This window comes from Anaeromyxobacter diazotrophicus, assembly GCF_013340205.1.
GTDB lineage: Bacteria > Myxococcota > Myxococcia > Myxococcales > Anaeromyxobacteraceae > Anaeromyxobacter_A > Anaeromyxobacter_A diazotrophicus.
This window is the reverse complement of the sequence record NZ_BJTG01000012.1, coordinates 60,976-80,503: the sequence shown is the minus strand read 5'-3', so window position 1 is coordinate 80,503 and position 19,528 is coordinate 60,976. Positions and strand designations below refer to the sequence as shown.

The following is a 19,528-nucleotide window of genomic DNA, read 5'->3' as shown; positions in this document are numbered from 1 at the left end:
TCCCGAAGGGGTGGAGGCGCAGGCGCGGCGACGCGCCAGAACCGCGAAATACCGGCCGAATTCTACGGGGGAGCGGGAACCGCTGTCAAAAACGGGGCTACCGCTCGCCGCCGGCCTGCGCGGCCTCGACCAGCTTGCGGAGGTCGTCCTCGTCCAGGTCGGAGACCAACGAGTAGACGATCTCGTTCCGCCGCCAGACGGCGACGTTGTAGCCGCGCGCGTTGATGAGCCGCACGGCGGCCGGGCCCGCGCGCAGCATGCGGACGACGTCCGGGAAGTGGCGCTCCGGGTCGTCGAGGATGAAGAGCCCGAGGTGCCCGCGCGGGAGGTCGTAGCGCATGTAGGCCGCCGGGCGGTCCTGGATGTGCGACAGGCGCGCACCGACCAGGCGCACCTCGGCCCGGTGGAACTGGGGGGGAGCGGCGTTGAAGTCGAGCTTCCCCGCGAACCAGTGCGCCACCGACTCGGGCCCGACCGAGGCGGCGGTGACCTCGAGCGGGAGGTCGCGGGTGTGCTTGCGGACCGCCTCCTCCACGAGCGGGTCGGCCCCTCCGTTGGTCGCGAGCACCACCAGCACCCCGGCCGCGCACGCGGCCAGGGCCGCGATGGGCAGGGGCGACAGCGCGCGCCGCCAGAGGGGGCGGCGCTGGTGCGCGAGCGCCTCGTGGATGCGCTCGCGGAGCTCGGCCGGAGCGCGGCCGGCGGGTGTCGCCGCTCCGAAGGCGCTCCGCAGCCGCGCCCGCAGCGCGCACCGCACCCGCCCTTCGGTGTCGGCCTGCGCGCGGCAGGCGGTACAGGCCGCGAGGTGCGCGTCGGCCTCGGCGCGCTCCGCCCCGTCCAGCTCGCCGTCGAGGTAGGCGTCGAGCGCGCGCGACAGCTCGGTGCAGTCCATCGCGGCGCTCAGCTCGTGCGGGTCGGTGGACATGGAGCGCCCGGGAAGGGAGAGGCTAGGCCGTCTTGCCGCGACGGCGCCGGAAGGCCTCGAGGTCGAGCGCCTCGGCGCCCTCGGCGGCGCGGAGCACGCCCGAGACGACCGCGTAGCCGGCCAGCGCCTTCTGCAGGAGCCTGCGGCCGCGGTAGAGGCGGCTCATCACGGTGCCCACCGGCACGTCGAGGATCTCGGCGATCTCCTTGTAGGAGAACTCCTGGAGGTCCGCGAGGATGACCACCATCCGGAAGTCGATGGGGAGCGAGTCGACCGCCCGGAGCACGTCGTCGGAGAGCAGCCGGTCGAAGAAGAACTGCTCGGGGTTGGCGGCGTACTCGCTCGCCTCGCGCGAGATGAAGCGCTCGTGGACCGCCTCGCGCTCGGAGCCCTCGACGATGCTGCGCTCCTTCACCGTCCGGCGGTACCGGTTGATGAAGGTGTTGGTGAGGATCTTGAAGAGCCACGCCTTGATGTTGGTGCCGCGCTCGAACTTGTCGAAGAAGCGGAACGCGCGCAGGAACGTGTCCTGGACGAGGTCCTCCGCGTCGCGCTCGTTCTTCGTCAGCCGGAGCGCGGCCGAGTAGAGGGGGTCCACGTGCTTCATGGCCAGCCCCTCGAACTCGTTGCGGGTCACGTCATTCTTCTGGAGATCGAACATTCCGCGGGAGCCCCCATCCGAACTCTATTCCGGCCCGGTGCCGGACGCCTCATGGCCTCGCCTCCAAAACGAGCGGGCGGGCGGTGACATTCCCGCCCCGTGAGGAGACGGGAAGGTAGGCGTGTGTAGGCCGCACGTGCGCGCTGTACGTCCAGCGCCTACCCGGCGGCGGGCGCCTGGGCGAGCGCCGGCCCGAGCTCCGCGCAGGGCCGGCCCAGGCTGTCCGCCACCGCCCGGTAGGTGAGGTGACCGCCCGCGGTGTTCACGGCGCGGGCGAGGGCGGGATCGTCCCGGACGGCGGCGGCCACCCCGTGCGCCGCGAGGCGGCGCGCGTAGCCGATGGTGGCGTTCGTCAGCGCGAAGGTGCTGGTGCGGGCCACGGCCCCCGGCATGTTCGTCACGCAGTAGTGCACCACCCCGTCGAGCACGAAGGTGGGGGCGTCGTGGGTCGTGGGGCGGGTGGTCTCGAAGCAGCCGCCCTGGTCCACCGCCACGTCGACCAGCACCGAGCCCGGCGACATCCGCTTCACCATCTCGGCCGTGACCAGCCGCGGGGCGCGCGCCCCGGTGACGAGCACCGCCCCGACCACCAGGTCGGCGTCGACGAGCTGCGCCGCGACGGTGTGGGCGTCGGAGTAGAGGGTCGTGACCCGGCCGCCGAAGACGTCGTCGATCCAGGCCAGCCGGTTCAGGTTGACGTCGAGCACGGTCACGTCGGCGCCCAGGCCCACCGCCATCTTGATGGCGTTCGCGCCCACGGTGCCGGCGCCGAGCACCACCACCTTGCCGTGGCGGACGCCGGGCACGCCGCCGAGCAGCACGCCCTTGCCGCCGTGCTCCTTCTGGAGCGAGGCCGCGCCCACCTGGATCGACATCCGCCCCGCCACCTCGCTCATGGGCCGGAGCAGCGGGAGCGACCCGTCGGCGAGCTGGAGCGTCTCGTAGGCGAGCGCCGTGACCTTGCGCTCGAGGAGCGCGTCCACGAGGTGCGGCTCCGCGGCGAGGTGCAGGTAGGTGTAGAGGATCTGCCCGGGGCGCATCCGCCCGTACTCGGCGGCGATGGGCTCCTTCACCTTCACGATCAGCTCGGCCTCGGCCCACACCGCCTCGGCCGACGGCGCGAGCTGGGCGCCCGCCGCCGCGTACTCCGCGTCGGGGATGCCGGCGCCGAGCCCGGCGCCCGCCTCGACCACCACGCGGTGGCCGTCGCGGACGAGCGCGTGTGCGCCCGCCGGCACCAGGCCGACGCGGTACTCGCGGGTCTTCGTCTCCTTCGGAACGCCGACGATCACGGGTGCCTCCCTCCGGGCCGCGGGTTATAACCCGCGCCGCCGTTGCCGTTGCCGTTGCCGTTGCCGCGGGCGCGCGCGCCCGCTCGGTCCGACTCCTGCCGATGCGCTACCGCCTCCTTTTCGCAGACGCCCAGGGCGTCGTCTACGACCACCCGCGCCTGCTGGCGGCGGTGCGGTCCGGTGACACGGTGCGTCCGGCCGCCGCGGGCGAGCGCGCCGCACCGCTGCCTCCGGGCGCGAGCCTGTGCCTCCTGCCCGGGCGCCGCCCGGTCGGCGTCGACCCGGCCACCGGCGAGGTGGTCGCGCTCTCCGAGGTGAAGGTCGGCCGGCGCACGTTCGTGCCGCACGCGGTCGGCGCCACGCTCCCGCCCGGCTGGACGCGCGCGCTGCTGCCGGCGGCGGCGCGGCCGCCGCTCCCCACCGCCGAGGCGCCCATCCTGCCGCAGTGGGCCTACACCGCCGCCGCGCTCGGCGCGCGCGGCCCGGTGGTCTTCGCGCTGCACACCGACCGGCGGCGGCACTGGAGCCCGGCCACGCACTCCACCCCCGACCTGGCGCGCCGCGTGGAGGCGCGGCTCGCCGGGAGCGGCAACCCCATCTGGCGGCAGATCGCGCGCTGCGCGCTGGAGTGGCGCTGCTTCACCGCCCAGAACACCTTCTACGGCCGCGACGAGGGCGCCATCCCGTCCTCGGCGGCCTGCAACGCCGCCTGCGTGGGCTGCCTCTCGGAGCAGGAGGAGGGGCTGCCGCCCTCCTCGCACGAGCGCATCGCGCGCTCGCCGACGGCGGAGGAGATGGCCGAGGTGGCGGCCGAGCACCTCGCGAGCGCCCGCGGCCGGCCCATGGTGAGCTTCGGGCAGGGCTGCGAGGGCGAGCCGCTCCTGCGGTGGAAGGAGATCGCGCGCGCCATCCGGCTCGTCCGGGCGCGCACCGCCCGCGGCTCCATCCACCTCAACACCAACGGCTCCCTCACCCGCGGGCTCGAGGCGCTCCTCGACGCCGGCCTCGACGCCTGCCGCATCTCGCTCAACAGCGCCTCGCCGTCGCTCTACGCCTCCTACTACCGGCCGGACGGCTACGCGCTCGCGGACGTCGTCCGGTCCATGGAGCTGGCGGTCGCGCGCGGCGCCTACCTGTCGCTCAACCTCCTCACCTTCCCCGGGGTGACCGACCGGGCGGAGGAGGCGGAGCGGCTGTGGCGGCTCGTGGCGCGGGTCCGGCCGCACCAGGTGCAGACCCGCTCGCTCGCCATCGACCCGGACCTCTACCTGGCCCTGGCCCGCGGGCGCGGCGGCGGCGGCGCGCCCATCGGCATGCAGGCGCTCCTCGAGGGGCTCCGGCGCGCGCGGCCGGGGCTCGTCATCGGCAACTTCTCGCGGGCGAAGCGCGAGCGCGCCACGCCCGCCCCGCGGCGCGGCGGGCGCGGGGCCCGGGTGAATGCATGAACGACGTCGTCGAGGCCAGGCTCACGCTCCAGAAGGATCTCGCGCGCCACCTGCGCGCCGGCCACCCCTGGGTGTTCCGCAAGGCGGTGGAGAAGGCGCCGAAGGGGCTCGCGGCGGGGGCGGTGGTGGACGTGGTCGAGGGCGACCGCTTCGTCGCCCGCGGCTACTACGACCCGCTCTCCGCCATCGCCGTGCGCATCCTCACCCGCGAGCCGGCCGAGGCGGTCGACGCGGCGTTCTGGACGCGGCGCGTGCAGCGGGCGCTGGCGCTCCGCAAGGAGCTCGTCCAGGGCACCACCGGCTACCGCCTCGTCCACGGCGAGGCCGACGGGCTGCCCGGGGTCGTCGCCGACCGGTACGACCGCTGGGTGGTGCTGAAGCTCTACTCGGCCGGGCTCACCCCGCACCGCGGGCGCATCGTGGAGGCGCTGCGCGAGGCGCTCGGCGGCGAGCTGGCCGGGGTCTACGGCCGCGACGAGATCCCCCACGACGAGGAGGACGAGGGCAGCGCGCCGGAGGGGCGGGTGCTGTGGGGCGAGGCGCCGCCGGAGCTCATCGCCATCGACGAGCACGGCATGAAGATGCTGGTGGACGTGCGCCACGGCCAGAAGACGGGCACCTTCCTCGACCAGCGCGAGAACCGGCTCCTCGTGCGCGGCCTGGCGCGGGGGCGGGCCGAGGCGCTCAACTGCTTCTCCTACACCGGCGGATTCTCGGTGGCGGCCGCCCTGGGCGGCGCGCGGCACGTGGTGAGCGTGGACGTGGACCGGGACGCCATCGCGCTCGCCCGCGACAACTTCCGCCAGAACGGCCTCGACCCGGCCGACCACGCCTTCGCCGCCGAGGACGCCTTCGAGCTCCTCGCCCGCTACAAGCGCGAGGGGCGCCGCTTCGACCTCGTGGTGTGCGACCCGCCCGCGTTCGCCAAGTCGCAGAAGGCGGTGGAGTCGGCGCTGGCGGGCTACGCCTCGCTGAACCGCGCCGCGCTGGCGGTGCTCGCCCCGGGCGGCCTGCTCGTCACCGCCAGCTGCAGCGCCCGCGTCTCCGCCGACCAGTTCTACGACGCCGTGCGCGAGGCGGCCTTCAAGGCGCGGGTCGACCTGCAGCTGGTGGAGGAGCGGCGCCAGCCCCCCGATCACCCGGTGAGCCCGCAGTTCCGGGAGGGGCGCTACCTGAAGCTCCTCGTCTACCGCCGCGCCGCATAGCGTCGCCCCAGGCCATCCCCCACAGCACCGCCACCCCGCACAGGAAGACGGCGCGCCAGGCGCGCGGCACGCGCGGCCAGCTGAAGCGCGCCGGGGGTGAGGCCGGATCGCGCGCGACGAGCGCCTCGCCGAGCGGCGGCGGCGCGGGGGTGGCGCGGCGGTAGGCGAGCGCGAGGAGGGCCACCGCGCCGCCCGCGGCGGCGAGCATGAGCGCCGCGCCGCCCGCGACCTCCGGCGCGTGGGCGCGCATCGCCGCCAGGTCGCCCTCGCCGCCGCCCAGCACGGCCAGCCCGGCCCCGAGGGCGTTGTTCGCGACGTGCGCCACCGCCGACGGCCAGAGCGAGCCGGACCGCCAGGCGAGCCAGGCGTAGAGCGTGCCGAGCGCGAAGACGGCGGTGAAGCGCACCGGATCGAGGTGCACCACCGCGAAGAGCAGGCCGGACAGCGCCAGGGCAGCCCCGGTGCGGTAGCGCGTCCGGAGCGCGGTGAGCACCCAGCCCCGGAAGCAGAGCTCCTCGCACACCGGCGCCACCGCCGCCGCCGCGAGCCACACCCCGAGCCGCTCGCGCGGCGGCAGCTCCAGGATCTTGCGCGTGAGGTCGAAGCCCTCCACCCAGCGGGCGGGGAGCGCCAGCGAGGTGAGCGACATGAGCGCGCCGGCGGCGAGGAAGGCGGCGACCCCGATCGCGAGCGCCAGCGCGACGGCGGCCGCCGGAGGGCGCCGGGCGAGCAGGAGCGCCGGGCGGGCGCGGTAGCCGCAGCCGAGCGGCGCCAGCACCGCCGGGAGGACCAGCAGCGCGAGCTGGCTCACGACGAGCCCGAGCGAGGGGCTCGCCGCCTGCGCGAGGCCGCCCAGGACCGTGTAGAGCGGGAGCACCAGCGCCACGAAGAGGAGCGCGGCGTGGCGCGGCGGGGCGGCCGGGCCGGGCGGCGCGGCGGGCGGCGGGAGCGCTTCGAGCGGCGCGATCGGGGCGTCGGGCTCGGGGGGGAGGGTGTCCAAGGGTGGGATGATAGGCCGGCGGCGGCCCGCGTGCCCCTTCCGCGCCGCGCGCCGCCCGAGGCTGGCCGCCCCGCTCGCCCGGGCGCTCGGCTAGGATGACGGCCATGCACGACTTCTCCGGGAGGACGGTGGTCCTGGGCGTGGGCGGCGGCATCGCCGCCTACAAGGCCTGCGAGCTGGCGCGCCTGTTCGTGAAGGGCGGCGCGCAGGTGCGGGTGGCGATGACGCCGGCCGCGACGCGCTTCGTGGGCCCGCTCACCTTCCAGGCCCTCACGGGCGCGCCGGTGCTGGTCGATCTGCTCGCGCCCGAGGCGGACCGCGCCTACGGGCACCTCGCGCTGGCCCGCGCCGCCGACCTGCTCGTCGTCGCGCCCGCCACCGCCGATCTGATCGCGCGGCTGCGCGCCGGGATGGCCGACGACGCCGTCACCACCACCGCCCTCGCCTGCGAGGCGCCCTGCCTCCTCGCGCCGGCCATGAACACCCGCATGTGGCAGAACCCGGCGGTGCGCGAGAACGTGGCTGCGCTGGCGCGGCGCGGGTGGGAGGTGGTCGGCCCGGCCGCGGGCGCGCTCGCCGATGGCGACGTGGGGGAGGGGCGGCTGGCGGAGCCGGGCGACATCGCCGACGCCGCGGCGCGGCTCCTCGGCAGCCGCGATCTCAGCGGCCGGCGCGTGCTCGTCAGCGCCGGCCCCACCCGCGAGCCGCTCGACCCGGTCCGCTTCATCTCAAACCCATCCACCGGGAAGATGGGGTTCGCGGTGGCGCGGGTGGCAGCCCGCCGCGGCGCGGAGGTGGTGCTCGTGACCGGGCCGGTGGACCTGCCCGATCCGCCCGGCGTGCGGACCATCCGCGTCGTGACGGCGGAGGAGATGGCGAGCGCCGTCGAGGAGGAGGCGCGCGAGATCGACCTCTACGTCGGCGCGGCCGCCGTCTCCGACTTCAAGCCCCGCGTCGCGGCGGCCACCAAGAAGAAGAAGTCGGACGAGGACGAGGAGGTCACGCTCACGCGCACGCCCGACATCCTCGCCGCGCTGGGCAAGCGCTTCGCCGGGAAGGCGGAGGCGCCCATCCTGGTCGGCTTCGCGGCCGAGACCGAGGCGCTCCTGCAGAACGCGCGGAAGAAGCTGGCCGCCAAGCGCTGCGACCTGGTGGTCGCGAACAAGGTGGGCCGCCCGGGAGTCGGCTTCGCGAGCGACCGCAACCGCGTCACCCTGGTCGGCCCCGGCGAGCGGGCCAACATCGAGGGGACGAAGGAGCAGGTGGCGGACGCGATCCTGGACTGGGTGGTGCCGGTGCTGGAGGAGCGGCGGCCGCGGGGGTAGGGCTAGGCGGCCATCCGCGACAGCGCCGGGGGCAGCACCAGCGCCCCCTGGATGCCGCGGCGGAAGCTCTCGCGCGCCTCGATCGACACCTCCCGCGCCAGCGCCAGCGGCAGCCGCCGGTGGCGGCGCGCCAGCTCGCGGCGGAGGCGCCCGGCGAGGAGCAGGTTGCGGCCGCCGGTGGCGTCGGCGCGCGCCGCCTGGCAGCGCTCGCCCTCGCGCAGGAGGCCCAGGATCGCCTCCACCGCGAGCGCGTTCGTCTCGCGCACGAGCTCGTCCTCGAGCGGCAGGTGGCGGGGGCGCGCCAGCAGCCCGCGCGACAGCGTCTGGAAGCGCGCGTGCCGGGCGCTCGCGAGCAAGGAGCCGAAGAGGCCCTTCGAGAGCGGGAAGGGGATGACCGAGGCGTGCGGCATCGCCCGCTCGAGGAGGGCGTCGTGATCGCGGTAGGCGCGGGCGCTCACGCGGCGCGCCACCTCGGAGAGCGCCGGGTCCTGCCGCTGGTCGTAGCGCAGCTCCCAGTAGGCGTGGCCGGTGCGGGGGCGGTGGAAGGACGCCACCGTCTGGTACGGCACGAAGTAGTTGTGCGCCACGGTGTCCGCGGCGAGGTGGGCCAGGAAGCCGAGCGCGAACGCCTCCTCGGCGGCGGTGCTGGCGGCGCGGCGGACGTTGAAGCCGACCTTCCAGTTGTGACAATGGTAGACGAACCGGGCCAGGTTCTTGCCGACCACGATGTCGGCCGCGAGGGAGCCGTAGAGGAACTCGTTCGCGAACTCGGTGAGGAGCGAGCGCGTCGGCCCGGGGACCGAGCCGAGCTGCTCGAGCGCCTGAGCCGAGAAGCCGAGGTGGGCGAGCGGGCCCCAGGCGTGCGCGGCGGTGGGGACGACGAGGAGGACCAGCGCGACCACGGCGAGCGAGGCGAGGCTGGCGAACCGGAGCTGTCGGTCGCTCATGAGGCGGCGGATTCTAGGGATCGCGCCCGAGGGGCGGCAACGGCGCGGAGCGAGGTGCAGGTGAGCGAAGGCGCACACGAGACTACCCGCGAGCTGGAGCGGATCCGCGCCGAGGCGCGGGCGCACCTCGAGTGGCTGCGGGACGCGGGGGTGGGGGAGATCGAGGGGGGGCGGGCGGTTTCGACCTCGACCGCGACCTCGACCTCGACCTCGACCTCGACCGCGACCGCGACCGCGACCGCGACCGCGGCTTCGACCGCGGCCGTCACAAATGGTGAAAAGGGCTGCGGCTCCCCCGCGCTCCTCGCGGTACGCACCGAGCTCGGCGACTGCGCCCGCTGCAAGCTCGGGCCCGGGCGCACGAAGCTGGTCTTCGGCGTGGGGAACCCGTCCGCCGAGCTCATGTTCGTGGGCGAGGGGCCGGGCGCGGACGAGGATCAGCAGGGCGAGCCGTTCGTCGGCAAGGCGGGCCAGCTCCTCACCAAGATGATCGAGGCGATGGGTTACCGGCGCGAGGAGGTCTACATCGCGAACGTGGTGAAGTGCCGGCCGCCCGGGAACCGCGACCCGGAGCCGGACGAGATCGCCGCCTGCGAGCCGTTCCTGAAGGCGCAGATCGCGGCCGTGCGGCCGAAGGTGGTGGTCGCGCTCGGCCGCTTCGCGGTGCAGACGCTGCTCCGCGACCCGACCCCCATCACCAAGCAGCGGGGCCGCTGGCGCGATTACGAGGGCGTGAAGCTCATGCCGACCTTTCACCCCGCCTACCTGCTCCGCAACCCACCCGAGAAGGCCCGGGCGTGGCAGGATCTGCAGCTCGTCATGAAGGAGCTGGGGAAGGTCCCCCCCGTGAGGTGAACCATGCGCGCCGCGGTCCTCGCCCTCACCCTCGCGGCCGCGCTCGCGCCCTCCGGCGCCGCCCCGCCGCCGGGCGCCTCCGCCGCCGCGCCGCCGCGCGTGCTCCACCTCTCCGTCCAGGATGCCATCACGAGCGGCACCGCCGAGTACGTGGCGGCGGGGCTCGCGCGCGCCCAGGCCGAGGGCTACGACGCGGTCGCCATCACGCTCGACACCCCGGGCGGCCACCTCGACGCGACCCGCGACCTCGTCCAGCGGATGCTCGCGAGCCCGGTGCCGGTCGCGGTGTGGGTGGGCCCGGCCGGCGCGCGGGCGGGCTCGGCCGGTGTCTTCATCACGCTGGCGGCGCAGGTGGCGGGCATGCACCCCGCCTCGAACATCGGCGCCGCGCACCCGGTCACCTCGGGCGGCGGCGACGTGGAGCAGTCGGCCGGCAAGGACATGGCGAAGAAGGTGGAGAACGACACCGCCGCCTTCGCCCGCTCCATCGCCAAGGCGCGCGGCCGGAACGCCGAGTGGGCGGAGAAGGCGGTGCGGGAGAGCGTCTCGGTCACGGCCGAGGAGGCGCTCCGGCTGAAGGTCGTGGACCTCGTCGCCCCCACGCTCCCGGCGCTGCTCGCGGCCGCCGACGGGCGCCAGGTCGAGGCGGCCGGGAAGCCGGTGACGTTCCGGGGGAAGGGCGCGGTGCTGACGCCGCTCGACCCGACCATCCGGCAGCGCACGCTGGGGTTCCTCGCCGATCCGAACGTGGCGGCGCTGCTCATGCTGGTGGGGACGCTCGGGATCGCGCTCGAGCTCTACCACCCGGGCGCGCTCGTGCCCGGCGTCGTGGGCGGGGTGTGCCTGTTCCTCGCCTTCGTGGCGACGCGGGTCATCCCGGTCAACGCCGGGGCGGTGCTGCTGCTCCTCGGCGGGGTCGGGCTCCTCGTCGCCGAGGGGTACGTCACGACGCACGGCATCGCGGGCGCGGCCGGCGCGGTGTGCGTGCTGGTCGGGACGCTCCTCTTCATCGACAAGAGCTCGCCCGAGTACCACTTCGACCCGGCCGCCTTCACGCTCTCGCCGCTGGTGGTCTGGCCGACGCCGCTCGCCATGACCGCGCTGCTCGCCTTCGTGGCATGGAAGGTCGCCGCCTCGCGCCGGACCCGGCTCGTGGCGGGGTTCCAGGGCCTGGTGGGCGAGGAGGGCGAGGCGCTCTCCGAGGTCGGCCCGGCCGGCGGGCAGGTCTTCGTGCACGGTGAGTACTGGCGGGCGCGGGCGGCTGAGGTCATCCCGCAGGGCGCCCGGGTGCGGGTGGCGTCGGTGGAGGGGCTCGTGGCCACCGTGGTGCCGGCGACGGGGCGGGTGCGCTGAGGGGAGCGGAGCAGTACACGAGTCCCCGCTTCTCCCTCGCCCCGGGGAGCGGGGAGAGGTTCGGGGAAAGGGGCCGCGGTGCCGCGCGAACGACTGTGTTCGGCAGAGAAGGGGCGCGGCAGGTAGGCGGGCGGCGCCGCGCTGGCGGGCGCGGCCGTTGGGCGGACGTCGCACGCGCGGCGGTGCCGCGCCTGCGAGGCGGCCCCGCGTGGTCCGGCTCACGACGTATTCCGAGGGTGAACACGCGGAGCCGGCGGTAGATGCGTGCTGGGCGGACCTGTACTCACGGACCGTTACTCGCCTGGGCCGTCCCGCAAGGGAGCTTGACGCGTTTCCGCGCGAGTCGCGCCTCGGCAGACGCGGTGGCGCGAGGAGGCCTCTCCCGCGGCCGCGCCAGGCCGCTCAGAGGCGCGGCGGCCGGCCGAACCCGTTCTCGCCGGGTGTGGTCGCCGAGCGGTCCCGGCGCGAGCCTCGCGCGTCCCAGGAGGCCCGCAAAACGCATGAGACACTCTCCGTATGACCGACGCCCGCGCGCTCTCCCGCCGCATCGCCTCGCTCCTCGCCGAGGAGCGGAACCGACTCGCCGACTTTCTCGTCGCCCTGGCGGACTTCGACCGTCAGCGCGGGTGGGGCACGCTCGGCTACGCCTCGCTCTTCCAGTACCTCGAGCGCGAGCTCCGGCTCACGAGCAGCGCCGCCGCACGCCGCGTGACGGCCGCCGCGCTCGTCCAGCGCTTCCCCGCCGTGGTGGAGCCTCTCCGCGACGGCCGCGTGTGCATGTCGGTCGTCTACGAGCTCTCGAAGGCGCTCACCCCGGAGAACGCGAGCGAGGTGCTGCCGCGCTTCTATGGCCTCTCGAAGCGCGAGGCGGAGGCGCTCGTCGCGGAGCTCAGGCCGGTCGCGAACCCGCCGCGGCGCGAGGTGGTCACCGCGGTCGTGCGCATCGCTCCGCCGGTGCGTGTCAGCGCGCCCGCGGGGGCGCGGACCGCCGCGCCTGTACCCGAACGGACTTCGCCGGCGAAGTCCGAAAGGGTACAGCCGGACGCGGATCTCTTCTCCGCGGCCGCTCGCCCGCGCGACGAGGTGGAGCCGCTCGACGCCGAGCTGCGCCGCTACCACCTCACCGTCTCGAAGGCGTTCCTCGCGAAGCTCGACGCCGCCAAGGACGCGCTCTCCCACACCATCCCGGACGGCGACACCGAGGCGGTACTCACGGCGGCGCTCGACCTCCTCCTCGAGCAGACCGCCCGCCGGCGCGGCCTCGTGAAGAAGCCGCGGGCGGCGGCTCCGAAGCCCTCCGACGACCCGCGCCACGTCCCGGCGGCGGCGGCGCGGGAGGTGTGGCGGCGCGACGGAGGCCGGTGCTCCTTCCGTCTGCCGGATGGGAGCGCCTGCGGCTCGACGACGCGACTCGAGCTCGACCATATCCTGCCGGTCGCGCTCGGAGGAAAGCCGGAGGTCGGCAATCTTCGCGTCACCTGCGCGCTCCATAACCGGCTCGCGGCGCGGGTGATGTTCGGCGACCGCTGGATGGACCAGTTCACCCGCGACCGGACCCGAGCGGCCGCGCTGCCGGGAGGCGATGGACCCTGAGCACCGGCGGAGCGTCGGCTTCTACGGCCACCCGCTGCGGCCACCACCGCCGCGCCGCGACCCCGCCCCCGCGGCACGCGGAAGAGCTGACAGCGCTGCCCAGTTGACGTGATCGATCTCGTCTGATCTTCTACCGCCGGGGCGGTCGAACGTCCTCGCCGATGTACCACCGGGATGACACGATGACGGACCTGACGCGAGGGGAGGAGGGGGCGGTGGGTCGCACGTTTCGTGTCGCACGCTGGATCGGCTGGTTCATCGCCGCGGTAGCGCTCTTCGTCGCCGGAATCGCATTGACGTCCGGTAGCGTTGCGGTTTTGGGGGCGTGCATCGTTCTCTCGGCCATGGCGTTCAAACGCTTCGTTTCGGAGGGGCTTGTACGCGGGCTCTCCCGAACGTGGATGATCGCAGCGGGGGCCGTCGGGTACCTCCTCGGCTGGCTGCTGTTGAGAACGTACCTCGTGGTTCGCTGAGGTTCGGTGCTTCACCGCATGTGACAGCACTGCCCGGTAGCTGAAGGCGCTCCTCCGCGACCTTGGAGCGCAGCAGCCACGCGCTCGGCGCCATCCACCGCGGGATGGACCTCGGCGGTTCCAGCGACGCCGCCGGCTGGTTCGCGCGCTGCGGCTACTTTGGTCAGCTCGAGTGATCAGCGCTGTCGGAGCTTGGATCAGGCGCCGGTCCCCGGAACGCGGTAGAACAGGCGCATGCCCGTCCCCGCCCTAGGCCTGCTGCTCCCCGTGGTGCTGGTGGCCCTCTGGATCTTCATGGGCCTGCGCATCGTCAACGAGTACGAGCAGGGGGTCGTGCTGCGGCTGGGGCGCTTCGTGGGGCTCAAGACGGCGGGCCTCAAGTGGATCGTCCCGTTCATCGACCGCATGGTCATCATCGACATGCGCGTCACCGCCGAGCAGGTGCCGCCGCAGGACGTCATCACCCGGGACAACGTCTCGATGAAGGTGAACGCGGTCATCTACTTCCGCGTGCTGCAGGCCGACCGCGCCTTCCTGCAGGTGACCGACTTCCTCTTCGCCACCAGCCAGATGGCGCAGACCACGCTGCGCTCGGTGCTGGGGCAGGTCGAGCTCGACGACGTGCTCAGCCAGCGCGACAAGATCAACCGCCAGCTCCAGGAGATCATCGACCGCCACACCGAGCCGTGGGGCGTGAAGGTGACCGCGGTCGAGGTGAAGCAGGTCGACCTGCCCGAGGAGATGCGGCGCGCCATGGCCCGCCAGGCCGAGGCGGAGCGCGAGCGGCGCTCCAAGATCATCAGCGCCGAGGGCGAGTTCCAGGCGGCGGAGAAGCTGGGCCAGGCGGCCGACGTCATCGCCCGCTCCCCGGGCGCCATGCAGCTCCGCTACATGCAGACGCTCATCGAGATCTCGACCGAGAAGACGAGCACCATCGTCTTCCCGCTCCCGCTCGACATGATCCAGCCCTTCCTCGAGGCGAAGAAGGCGCTCCAGAAGTAGGGCTCACAGCTCGGCGACGATCGTCCCGTCCGGCCGCGTGTAGGCGCGCGCCATGATGGGCGAGTTGTGCGCGAAGCCCACCTCGCCGTGGGGCGCCACCACGATGAGGCCGCCCTCGCCGTCCACGCGCTCTCCCAGCCGGCGGATCGCCTCGCGCGCGGCCTCCATGGCCGGGCGGCCCTCGCCCACCAGGTCGGCGCAGTGCCGCGCCAGCGTGAGCTGGATGATGCGCTCGCCGTGGCCGGTGCAGGACACGGCCGCCAGCGCGTCGTCGGCGTAGGTGCCGCAGCCGACGATGGGCGTGTCGCCGACGCGGCCCGGCCGCTTCATCGCCATGCCGCCGGTGGAGGTGGCCGCGGCGAGGTGGCCGTGGCGGTCGCGCGCCACCGCCCCCACGGTGCCGTGGCCGGCCGGGGCGGTCCCCCGCAGCCGCTCCCAGCGCGCGCGCTGCTGGGGGGTGACGAGCAGGTCGTTCGCGTAGGCGGGGATGCCCACCTCGCGCGCGAAGCTGGAGGCGCCCGGCCCGGCGAGCAGCACGTGCTCCGAGCGGTCCATGACGCGCCGCGCCAGGGTGACCGGGTTCTTCACGTCCTTCACCACCGCCACGCCACCGCAGCGGAGCGTCGCGCCGTCCATGATGGAGGCGTCGAGCTCGACGTCGCCGGCGGCCGTGAGGCACGCCCCCGTGCCGGAGTTGTAGGTCGGGTCGTCCTCCAGGACGCGCACGGCCGCCTCGACGGCGTCCAGGGCGCTGCCCCCGCGGTCGAGGATGGCCCAGGCGGCCCGCACCGCCTCGCGGACGCCGACGAGCCGCGGCGCGTCATTCCCGGACGAGGCCGGGTCGTCGGGGCCGAGGTTTCCGGCGCCGCCGTGGACGAGGATGGCCGGGATGGTGTCAGTCATAGGGGCCGCGACCTTAGCAGGCGGCGGGCGGCACGCAAGCCGCGGGTCCGGGGGCATGCGCCGGCAGGCGATCGCCCGCGTGGCGCGCGCCGCCGGACCCCTTTATGGTGGTGAGCGAACCCTACAGCGAGGTCCCTCATGGCAGGTCGCGAGGTGGTCGTCGTCGGCGCGGTACGCACGCCCATCGGCTCGTTCCTCGGCTCGCTGGCCGGCGTCCAGGCCACGCAGCTCGGCGCGGTGGTCATCCGCGAGGCGCTGCGCCGCGCCGGCGTCGAGCCGTCGGCCGTGGACGAGGTCATCATGGGGAACGTGCTGCAAGCCGGGGAGGGCCAGGCTCCGGCCCGCCAGGCCGCGCGCTACGCGGGCTGCCCGGACACGACCCCCGCCTGGACGCTCAACAAGGTGTGCGGCTCGGGGCTCAAGGCGGTCGTCGCCGGCGCGCAGGCGATCGCACTCGGCGACGCCGAGGTGGTGGTCGCGGGCGGCATGGAGTCGATGTCGAACGTGCCCTACTACGACCGCGCCGCCCGGACCGGCGCGCGCATGGGCAACGTCGAGCTCGTCGACGGCATGATCCACGACGGCCTGTGGGACCCGTACGACCGCGTGCACATGGGCATGTGCGCCGAGGCGTGCGCCACGAGCCAGGGCATCTCGCGCTCGCAGCAGGACGAGTACGCGATGGAGTCCACCCGCCGCGCCGTCGAGGCGGCGAAGGCGGGGCTCTTCAAGCCGGAGATCGTGGCGGTGGAGGTGCCGGGCCGGAAGGGAGAGAAGACGCTGGTCGACGAGGACGAGGGCCCGAAGCTCGCGCGGCCGGAGAAGATCCCGAGCCTCAAGCCGGTGTTCAAGAAGGACGGCACCGTGACCGCGGCCAACGCCTCCTCCATCAACGACGGCGCGGCCGCGCTGGTGCTCATGAGCGCCGAGCGCGCCAAGGCCGAGGGCCGCCCGGTGCTGGGGCGGCTCACCGCCTGGGCCGGCGCCGCCCGCGCGCCGGTCGAGTTCACCATCGCGCCCGCCGACGCGGTGAAGAAGCTGCTGGAGAAGGCGCGGCTCGGGCCGAAGGACGTGGACCTGTGGGAGATCAACGAAGCGTTCGCGGTGGTCTCGGTCGCGAACAACCGGCTCATCGGCCTCGACGGCAAGAACGTGAACGTGCGCGGCGGCGCGGTCGTGCTCGGCCATCCCATCGGCGCGAGCGGCGCGCGCATCCTCGTCACGCTGCTCCACGCCATGAAGGACCTCGGCAAGCGGCGCGGCCTCGCCACGCTCTGCATCGGCGGCGGCGAGGCGGTGGCCGCCCTGGTCGAGCGCTAGGCCCCCGGGAGCCCCCATGAACAAGACCCGACCCTCGGCCGACGACGCCCTCCAGGACCTCCAGGACGGCGCCACCGTCATGGTGGGCGGCTTCGGCCTGTGCGGAAACCCGGAGCACCTCATCAGCGCGGTCGCGAAGAAGGGCGTCCGCAACCTGACCGTCATCTCGAACAACTGCGGCACCACCGAGCAGGGGCTGGGGGTGCTCCTGCAGCAGAAGCAGCTCCGCAAGATGGTCGCGTCGTACGTGGGCGAGAACAAGGAGTTCGAGCGCCAGTTCCTCTCCGGCGAGCTCGAGGTGGAGCTGAACCCGCAGGGCACGCTGGCGGAGCGCATCCGGGCCGGCGCGGCGGGCATCGGCGGCTTCTACACCGCGACCGGGGTCGGGACGCAGGTGGCGGAGGGCAAGGAGACGCGCGTCATCGGCGGGCGCGAGTACCTGCTCGAGCTGCCGCTCAAGGCGGACTTCGCGCTGGTGAAGGCGTGGAAGGCGGACGCCTGGGGCAACCTGGTGTTCCGCAAGACGACGCGGAACTTCAACGCCGTGATGTGCGGGGCGGCCCACGTGACGGTGGCGGAGGTGGAGGAGATCGTGCCGGTGGGCGCGCTCGACCCCGACGCCATCCACGTCCCGTCCATCTACGTGCAGCGGCTCGTGCTGGGGACGCACTACCAGAAACCCGTCGAGCGCCGGACGACCCGGAGGTAGCGAGGAATGCCCCTCACCCGAGAGCAGATCGCCCAGCGCGTCGCGCGCGAGCTCCAGGACGGCTTCTACGTCAACCTCGGCATCGGCATGCCGACCCTGGTCGCGAACTACGTGCCGCCGGGCGTGGAGGTGGTGCTCCAGTCCGAGAACGGGATGCTGGGGGTCGGCCCCTACCCGCGCGACGACGAGGTCGACCCCGACCTCATCAACGCCGGGAAGGAGACCGTCACCGAGATCCCGGGCACCGCCTACTTCTCGTCGGCCGAGTCGTTCGCCATGATCCGCGGCGGGCACATCGACCTCGCCATCCTGGGCGCGCTCGAGGTCTCCGAGCGCGGTGACCTCGCCAACTGGGTGGTCCCCGGGAAGATGGTGAAGGGGATGGGCGGGGGGATGGACCTGGTGGTGGGCGCGCGGCGGGTGGTGGTGATGATGGAGCACGCCAACCGCGAGGGGAAGCCGAAGCTCCTGCGCCAGTGCGCGCTGCCGCTCACCGGCAAGCGCTGCGTGTCGGCGGTGTGCACCGACCTCGCCTGGATCGACGTGGCGCAGGACGGCCTCATCCTGCGCGAGCTGGCGCCGGGGGCGACGGTGGAGCAGGTCCAGAAGCTCACCGAGCCGAAGCTCATCGTGGCGCCGGACGTGAAGCCGATGGCGGTGTGAAGCGGCGCGGCCGCTCGTCGCGCGGGCGCGCCGCACCGTTGGACGTCCCGCCGCCGCCTGCTACACTCGACGTCGCGTGCCGAAGACGAAGGAAGACAACCGCCGCCGCTCGGCGCGCCTCCACCACGAGGTGCCGGTGGCGTACCGGTCGGAGGGGAGCTTCCTCACGGACTGGGCCACCGACATCTCCATCGGCGGGCTGTTCATCAACTCCCGCAAGCCACTGCCGGTGGGCACGGTGCTGAAGCTCATCGTCCAGCTCCCCGGCGACGGCTCGCCCATCGACGTGGCCGGGCGCGTCACCCGCGCCGTCGAGCCGGACGAGGACGGCGGCGCGGCGGCCGGGATGGCGGTCGAGCTCCTCGAGCTGGACCCGGGCACGCGCGCCCGCATCGAGGAGCTGGTCGAGCGGCTCCGGCGCGACCTCGGCGCCGGCTAGCGCCCGCCGGGCGCGGCGCAGGCGCGTCCTTTACGACTCTCCCCTCCGGTGAGGACCACCCTCGACATCGTCGATCTCGCCCCGGGCGGCGAGGGCGTCGGCCGCACCGGCGAGGGCCGACCCGTGTTCGCGCCCTTCACCGCGCCCGGCGACCGGGTCGAGGTGGAGCTGCCCGGGGGCGAGGGCCCCGCCCACGTCCCGCCGGCGCGGCTCCTGCGCGAGGGGCCGGCGCGGGTGGCCGCCCCGTGCCCGCACTTCGGGATGAGCGAGCCGCTCGCCGAGGCGATGTGCGGCGGCTGCGAGTGGCTCCACCTCGCCTACGGCGCGCAGGTCGAGGCGAAGGAGCGCGCCTTCGCCGAGACGCTGCGCCGGATCGGGCGGCTCGAGGCGGGCCGCTACCGCGCGCTCCCCATCCTCCCGTCGCCGCGGCCGCTGCGCTACCGGAGCCGCGCCAAGTTCCACCTCGACCGCCACACCGGCCGGCTCGTCTTCTTCCGGCGCCGCTCGCACGATCCGGTGCAGCTCACCGGCTGCCACCTCCTCGCCGAGGAGCTGGACGCGCTGCGCGAGGTGGCCGGCCCGGCGCTCCTCGCGGCCCGCCTCGAGGCGCGCGAGGTGACGCTCGAGTGGTCGGCGCTGGACGGGAAGGGCGCCGCCTTCCTGCAGCTCGCCGCGATCACCCCCGCCGCGCGCGCCCGCGCCGAGGCGCTCCTCGCCGCCGTGCCGGCGCTGGCGGGCGTGGTGCTCGGCGCCGAGGGCGCGCCTTCCGCCGCCGTGGGCGACCCGGTGCTGCGCCACGCGCGGCGCCCCGGCGAGCCCGCCGCCGGGCGGCAGCGCTCGCGCCCCGACGTCTTCCAGCAGGCGAACCGCGGCGCCAACGCGCTCCTGGTGGCCTCGGCGCTGGAGCTCCTCCGCCCCGACGGCGAGGAGGTGCTCGAGCTGTACTGCGGCGCCGGCAACTTCACCGGCCCGCTGGCCGCGCGCGCGCGCCACGTGGACGCGGTGGAGGGGCAGGGCCCCGCCCTCGAGCTGGCGCGCCTCGACGCCGCGGAGGCCGCGGAGGCCGCCGGCGCGCGCGGCGCCTCGCGCGTGCGGTTCCTGGCCGGCGACGCGCTGGCGGTGGCGCGCGGGCTCGCCCGCGAGCGCGGGGCGGCCTCCCGCCGCTACGGGGCCGCGCTCCTCGACCCGCCGCGCCAGGGCGCGCCCGGGGTGGGCGCCGTCCTGCGCGAGCTCGACGTCCCGCGCGCGGTGTACGTCTCCTGCGACCCCGCCACGCTCGCGCGGGACCTGCGCGCCTGCGGCCAGGTGGGGTACACCGTCGAGGCGATCCAGCCCGTCGACATGTTCCCCCAGACCCACCACGTGGAGGCGGTGGCGCTGCTCACCCGCTGAGCGGTCCCCGCACGATCGATCTCGCT

At 74.6% G+C, this 19,528-nt stretch carries 18 protein-coding genes and 1 pseudogene; 13 read left to right on the top strand and 6 right to left on the bottom strand.

The features are described from left to right. Positions 1-97 precede the first annotated feature (97 nt). From HWY08_RS20300 to ald, 3 genes are all read right to left on the bottom strand, one after another. Positions 98-925, bottom strand: a complete 828-nt coding sequence (locus tag HWY08_RS20300) for a zf-HC2 domain-containing protein (RefSeq protein ID WP_176068662.1) — start codon at positions 923-925, stop codon at positions 98-100. Between the two features lie 22 nt (positions 926-947). Continuing rightward, complete coding sequence (locus HWY08_RS20295; protein ID WP_176068660.1) at positions 948-1,586, bottom strand: sigma-70 family RNA polymerase sigma factor; 639 nt, start codon at positions 1,584-1,586, stop codon at positions 948-950. 158 nt (positions 1,587-1,744) lie between these two features. Then, entirely contained in the window at positions 1,745-2,878 is a 1,134-nt protein-coding gene (ald, locus tag HWY08_RS20290; protein WP_176068658.1) for an alanine dehydrogenase, read from the bottom strand. 101 nt (positions 2,879-2,979) lie between these two features. On the opposite strand from ald, the gene HWY08_RS20285 reads away from it, so the two are divergent. Both HWY08_RS20285 and HWY08_RS20280 read left to right on the top strand, forming a co-directional pair. Continuing rightward, positions 2,980-4,323, top strand: a complete 1,344-nt coding sequence (locus HWY08_RS20285; RefSeq protein WP_176068656.1) for a radical SAM family protein — start codon at positions 2,980-2,982, stop codon at positions 4,321-4,323. Continuing rightward, the gene (locus tag HWY08_RS20280; protein WP_176068654.1) at positions 4,320-5,528 is read left to right on the top strand and encodes a class I SAM-dependent rRNA methyltransferase; all 1,209 of its coding nucleotides are present in this window, start codon (positions 4,320-4,322) and stop codon (positions 5,526-5,528) included. The genes HWY08_RS20285 and HWY08_RS20280 overlap by 4 nt, the downstream gene beginning before the upstream one ends. Before the next feature lie 310 nt (positions 5,529-5,838). Here the strand turns inward: HWY08_RS20280 and HWY08_RS21980 are convergent. Then, a pseudogene (locus HWY08_RS21980) lies at positions 5,839-6,177 on the bottom strand (CPBP family glutamic-type intramembrane protease); the annotation flags it as partial. A gap of 455 nt (positions 6,178-6,632) precedes the next feature. On the opposite strand from HWY08_RS21980, the gene coaBC reads away from it, so the two are divergent. Continuing rightward, the gene (gene coaBC / locus HWY08_RS20275; protein ID WP_176068652.1) at positions 6,633-7,853 is read left to right on the top strand and encodes a bifunctional phosphopantothenoylcysteine decarboxylase/phosphopantothenate--cysteine ligase CoaBC; all 1,221 of its coding nucleotides are present in this window, start codon (positions 6,633-6,635) and stop codon (positions 7,851-7,853) included. Positions 7,854-7,855: 2 nt separating this feature from the next. Here the strand turns inward: coaBC and HWY08_RS20270 are convergent, their stop codons facing one another. Next, on the bottom strand, positions 7,856-8,800 hold the full coding sequence (locus HWY08_RS20270) for a zinc dependent phospholipase C family protein (protein WP_176068650.1): 945 nt from the start codon (positions 8,798-8,800) through the stop codon (positions 7,856-7,858). A 60-nt stretch (positions 8,801-8,860) separates the two neighbouring features. Here HWY08_RS20270 and HWY08_RS20265 point away from each other — a divergent pair, with 60 nt between their 5' ends. The 5 genes from HWY08_RS20265 to HWY08_RS20245 all read left to right on the top strand — a co-directional run bounded on the left by HWY08_RS20265 (position 8,861) and on the right by HWY08_RS20245 (position 14,076). After that, a complete protein-coding gene (locus tag HWY08_RS20265; protein ID WP_235969727.1) occupies positions 8,861-9,655 on the top strand; it encodes a uracil-DNA glycosylase in 795 nt (264 codons plus the stop codon). A gap of 3 nt (positions 9,656-9,658) precedes the next feature. Beyond that, positions 9,659-11,008 carry an NfeD family protein gene (locus tag HWY08_RS20260; protein WP_176068648.1) on the top strand — a complete coding sequence of 450 codons (1,350 nt, stop codon included), beginning with the start codon at positions 9,659-9,661 and terminating at the stop codon, positions 11,006-11,008. Between the two features lie 516 nt (positions 11,009-11,524). Then, positions 11,525-12,601 (top strand): HNH endonuclease, encoded by a 1,077-nt coding sequence (locus HWY08_RS20255; protein WP_176068646.1) that lies wholly within the window; start codon positions 11,525-11,527, stop codon positions 12,599-12,601. Positions 12,602-12,783: 182 nt separating this feature from the next. Then, a complete protein-coding gene (locus tag HWY08_RS20250; protein ID WP_176068644.1) occupies positions 12,784-13,074 on the top strand; it encodes a hypothetical protein in 291 nt (96 codons plus the stop codon). Positions 13,075-13,308: 234 nt separating this feature from the next. Then, positions 13,309-14,076 (top strand): slipin family protein, encoded by a 768-nt coding sequence (locus tag HWY08_RS20245; RefSeq protein WP_176068642.1) that lies wholly within the window; start codon positions 13,309-13,311, stop codon positions 14,074-14,076. A gap of 3 nt (positions 14,077-14,079) precedes the next feature. On the opposite strand, the gene HWY08_RS20240 is transcribed toward HWY08_RS20245, so the two are convergent. Beyond that, positions 14,080-14,979, bottom strand: a complete 900-nt coding sequence (locus tag HWY08_RS20240; RefSeq protein ID WP_176068640.1) for an isoaspartyl peptidase/L-asparaginase family protein — start codon at positions 14,977-14,979, stop codon at positions 14,080-14,082. A 138-nt stretch (positions 14,980-15,117) separates the two neighbouring features. Between HWY08_RS20240 and HWY08_RS20235 the strand changes: the two genes are divergently transcribed. The 5 genes from HWY08_RS20235 to HWY08_RS20215 all read left to right on the top strand — a co-directional run bounded on the left by HWY08_RS20235 (position 15,118) and on the right by HWY08_RS20215 (position 19,502). Then, positions 15,118-16,299, top strand: a complete 1,182-nt coding sequence (locus HWY08_RS20235; protein ID WP_176068638.1) for a thiolase family protein — start codon at positions 15,118-15,120, stop codon at positions 16,297-16,299. A 16-nt stretch (positions 16,300-16,315) separates the two neighbouring features. Beyond that, the gene (locus HWY08_RS20230) at positions 16,316-17,008 is read left to right on the top strand and encodes a CoA transferase subunit A (protein ID WP_176068636.1); all 693 of its coding nucleotides are present in this window, start codon (positions 16,316-16,318) and stop codon (positions 17,006-17,008) included. Between the two features lie 6 nt (positions 17,009-17,014). Then, complete coding sequence (locus tag HWY08_RS20225) at positions 17,015-17,671, top strand: 3-oxoacid CoA-transferase subunit B (RefSeq protein ID WP_176068634.1); 657 nt, start codon at positions 17,015-17,017, stop codon at positions 17,669-17,671. A gap of 76 nt (positions 17,672-17,747) precedes the next feature. Next, positions 17,748-18,110 carry a TIGR02266 family protein gene (locus HWY08_RS20220; RefSeq protein ID WP_176068632.1) on the top strand — a complete coding sequence of 121 codons (363 nt, stop codon included), beginning with the start codon at positions 17,748-17,750 and terminating at the stop codon, positions 18,108-18,110. Between the two features lie 48 nt (positions 18,111-18,158). Next, the gene (locus tag HWY08_RS20215; protein ID WP_176068630.1) at positions 18,159-19,502 is read left to right on the top strand and encodes a class I SAM-dependent RNA methyltransferase; all 1,344 of its coding nucleotides are present in this window, start codon (positions 18,159-18,161) and stop codon (positions 19,500-19,502) included. Positions 19,503-19,528 lie beyond the last annotated feature (26 nt).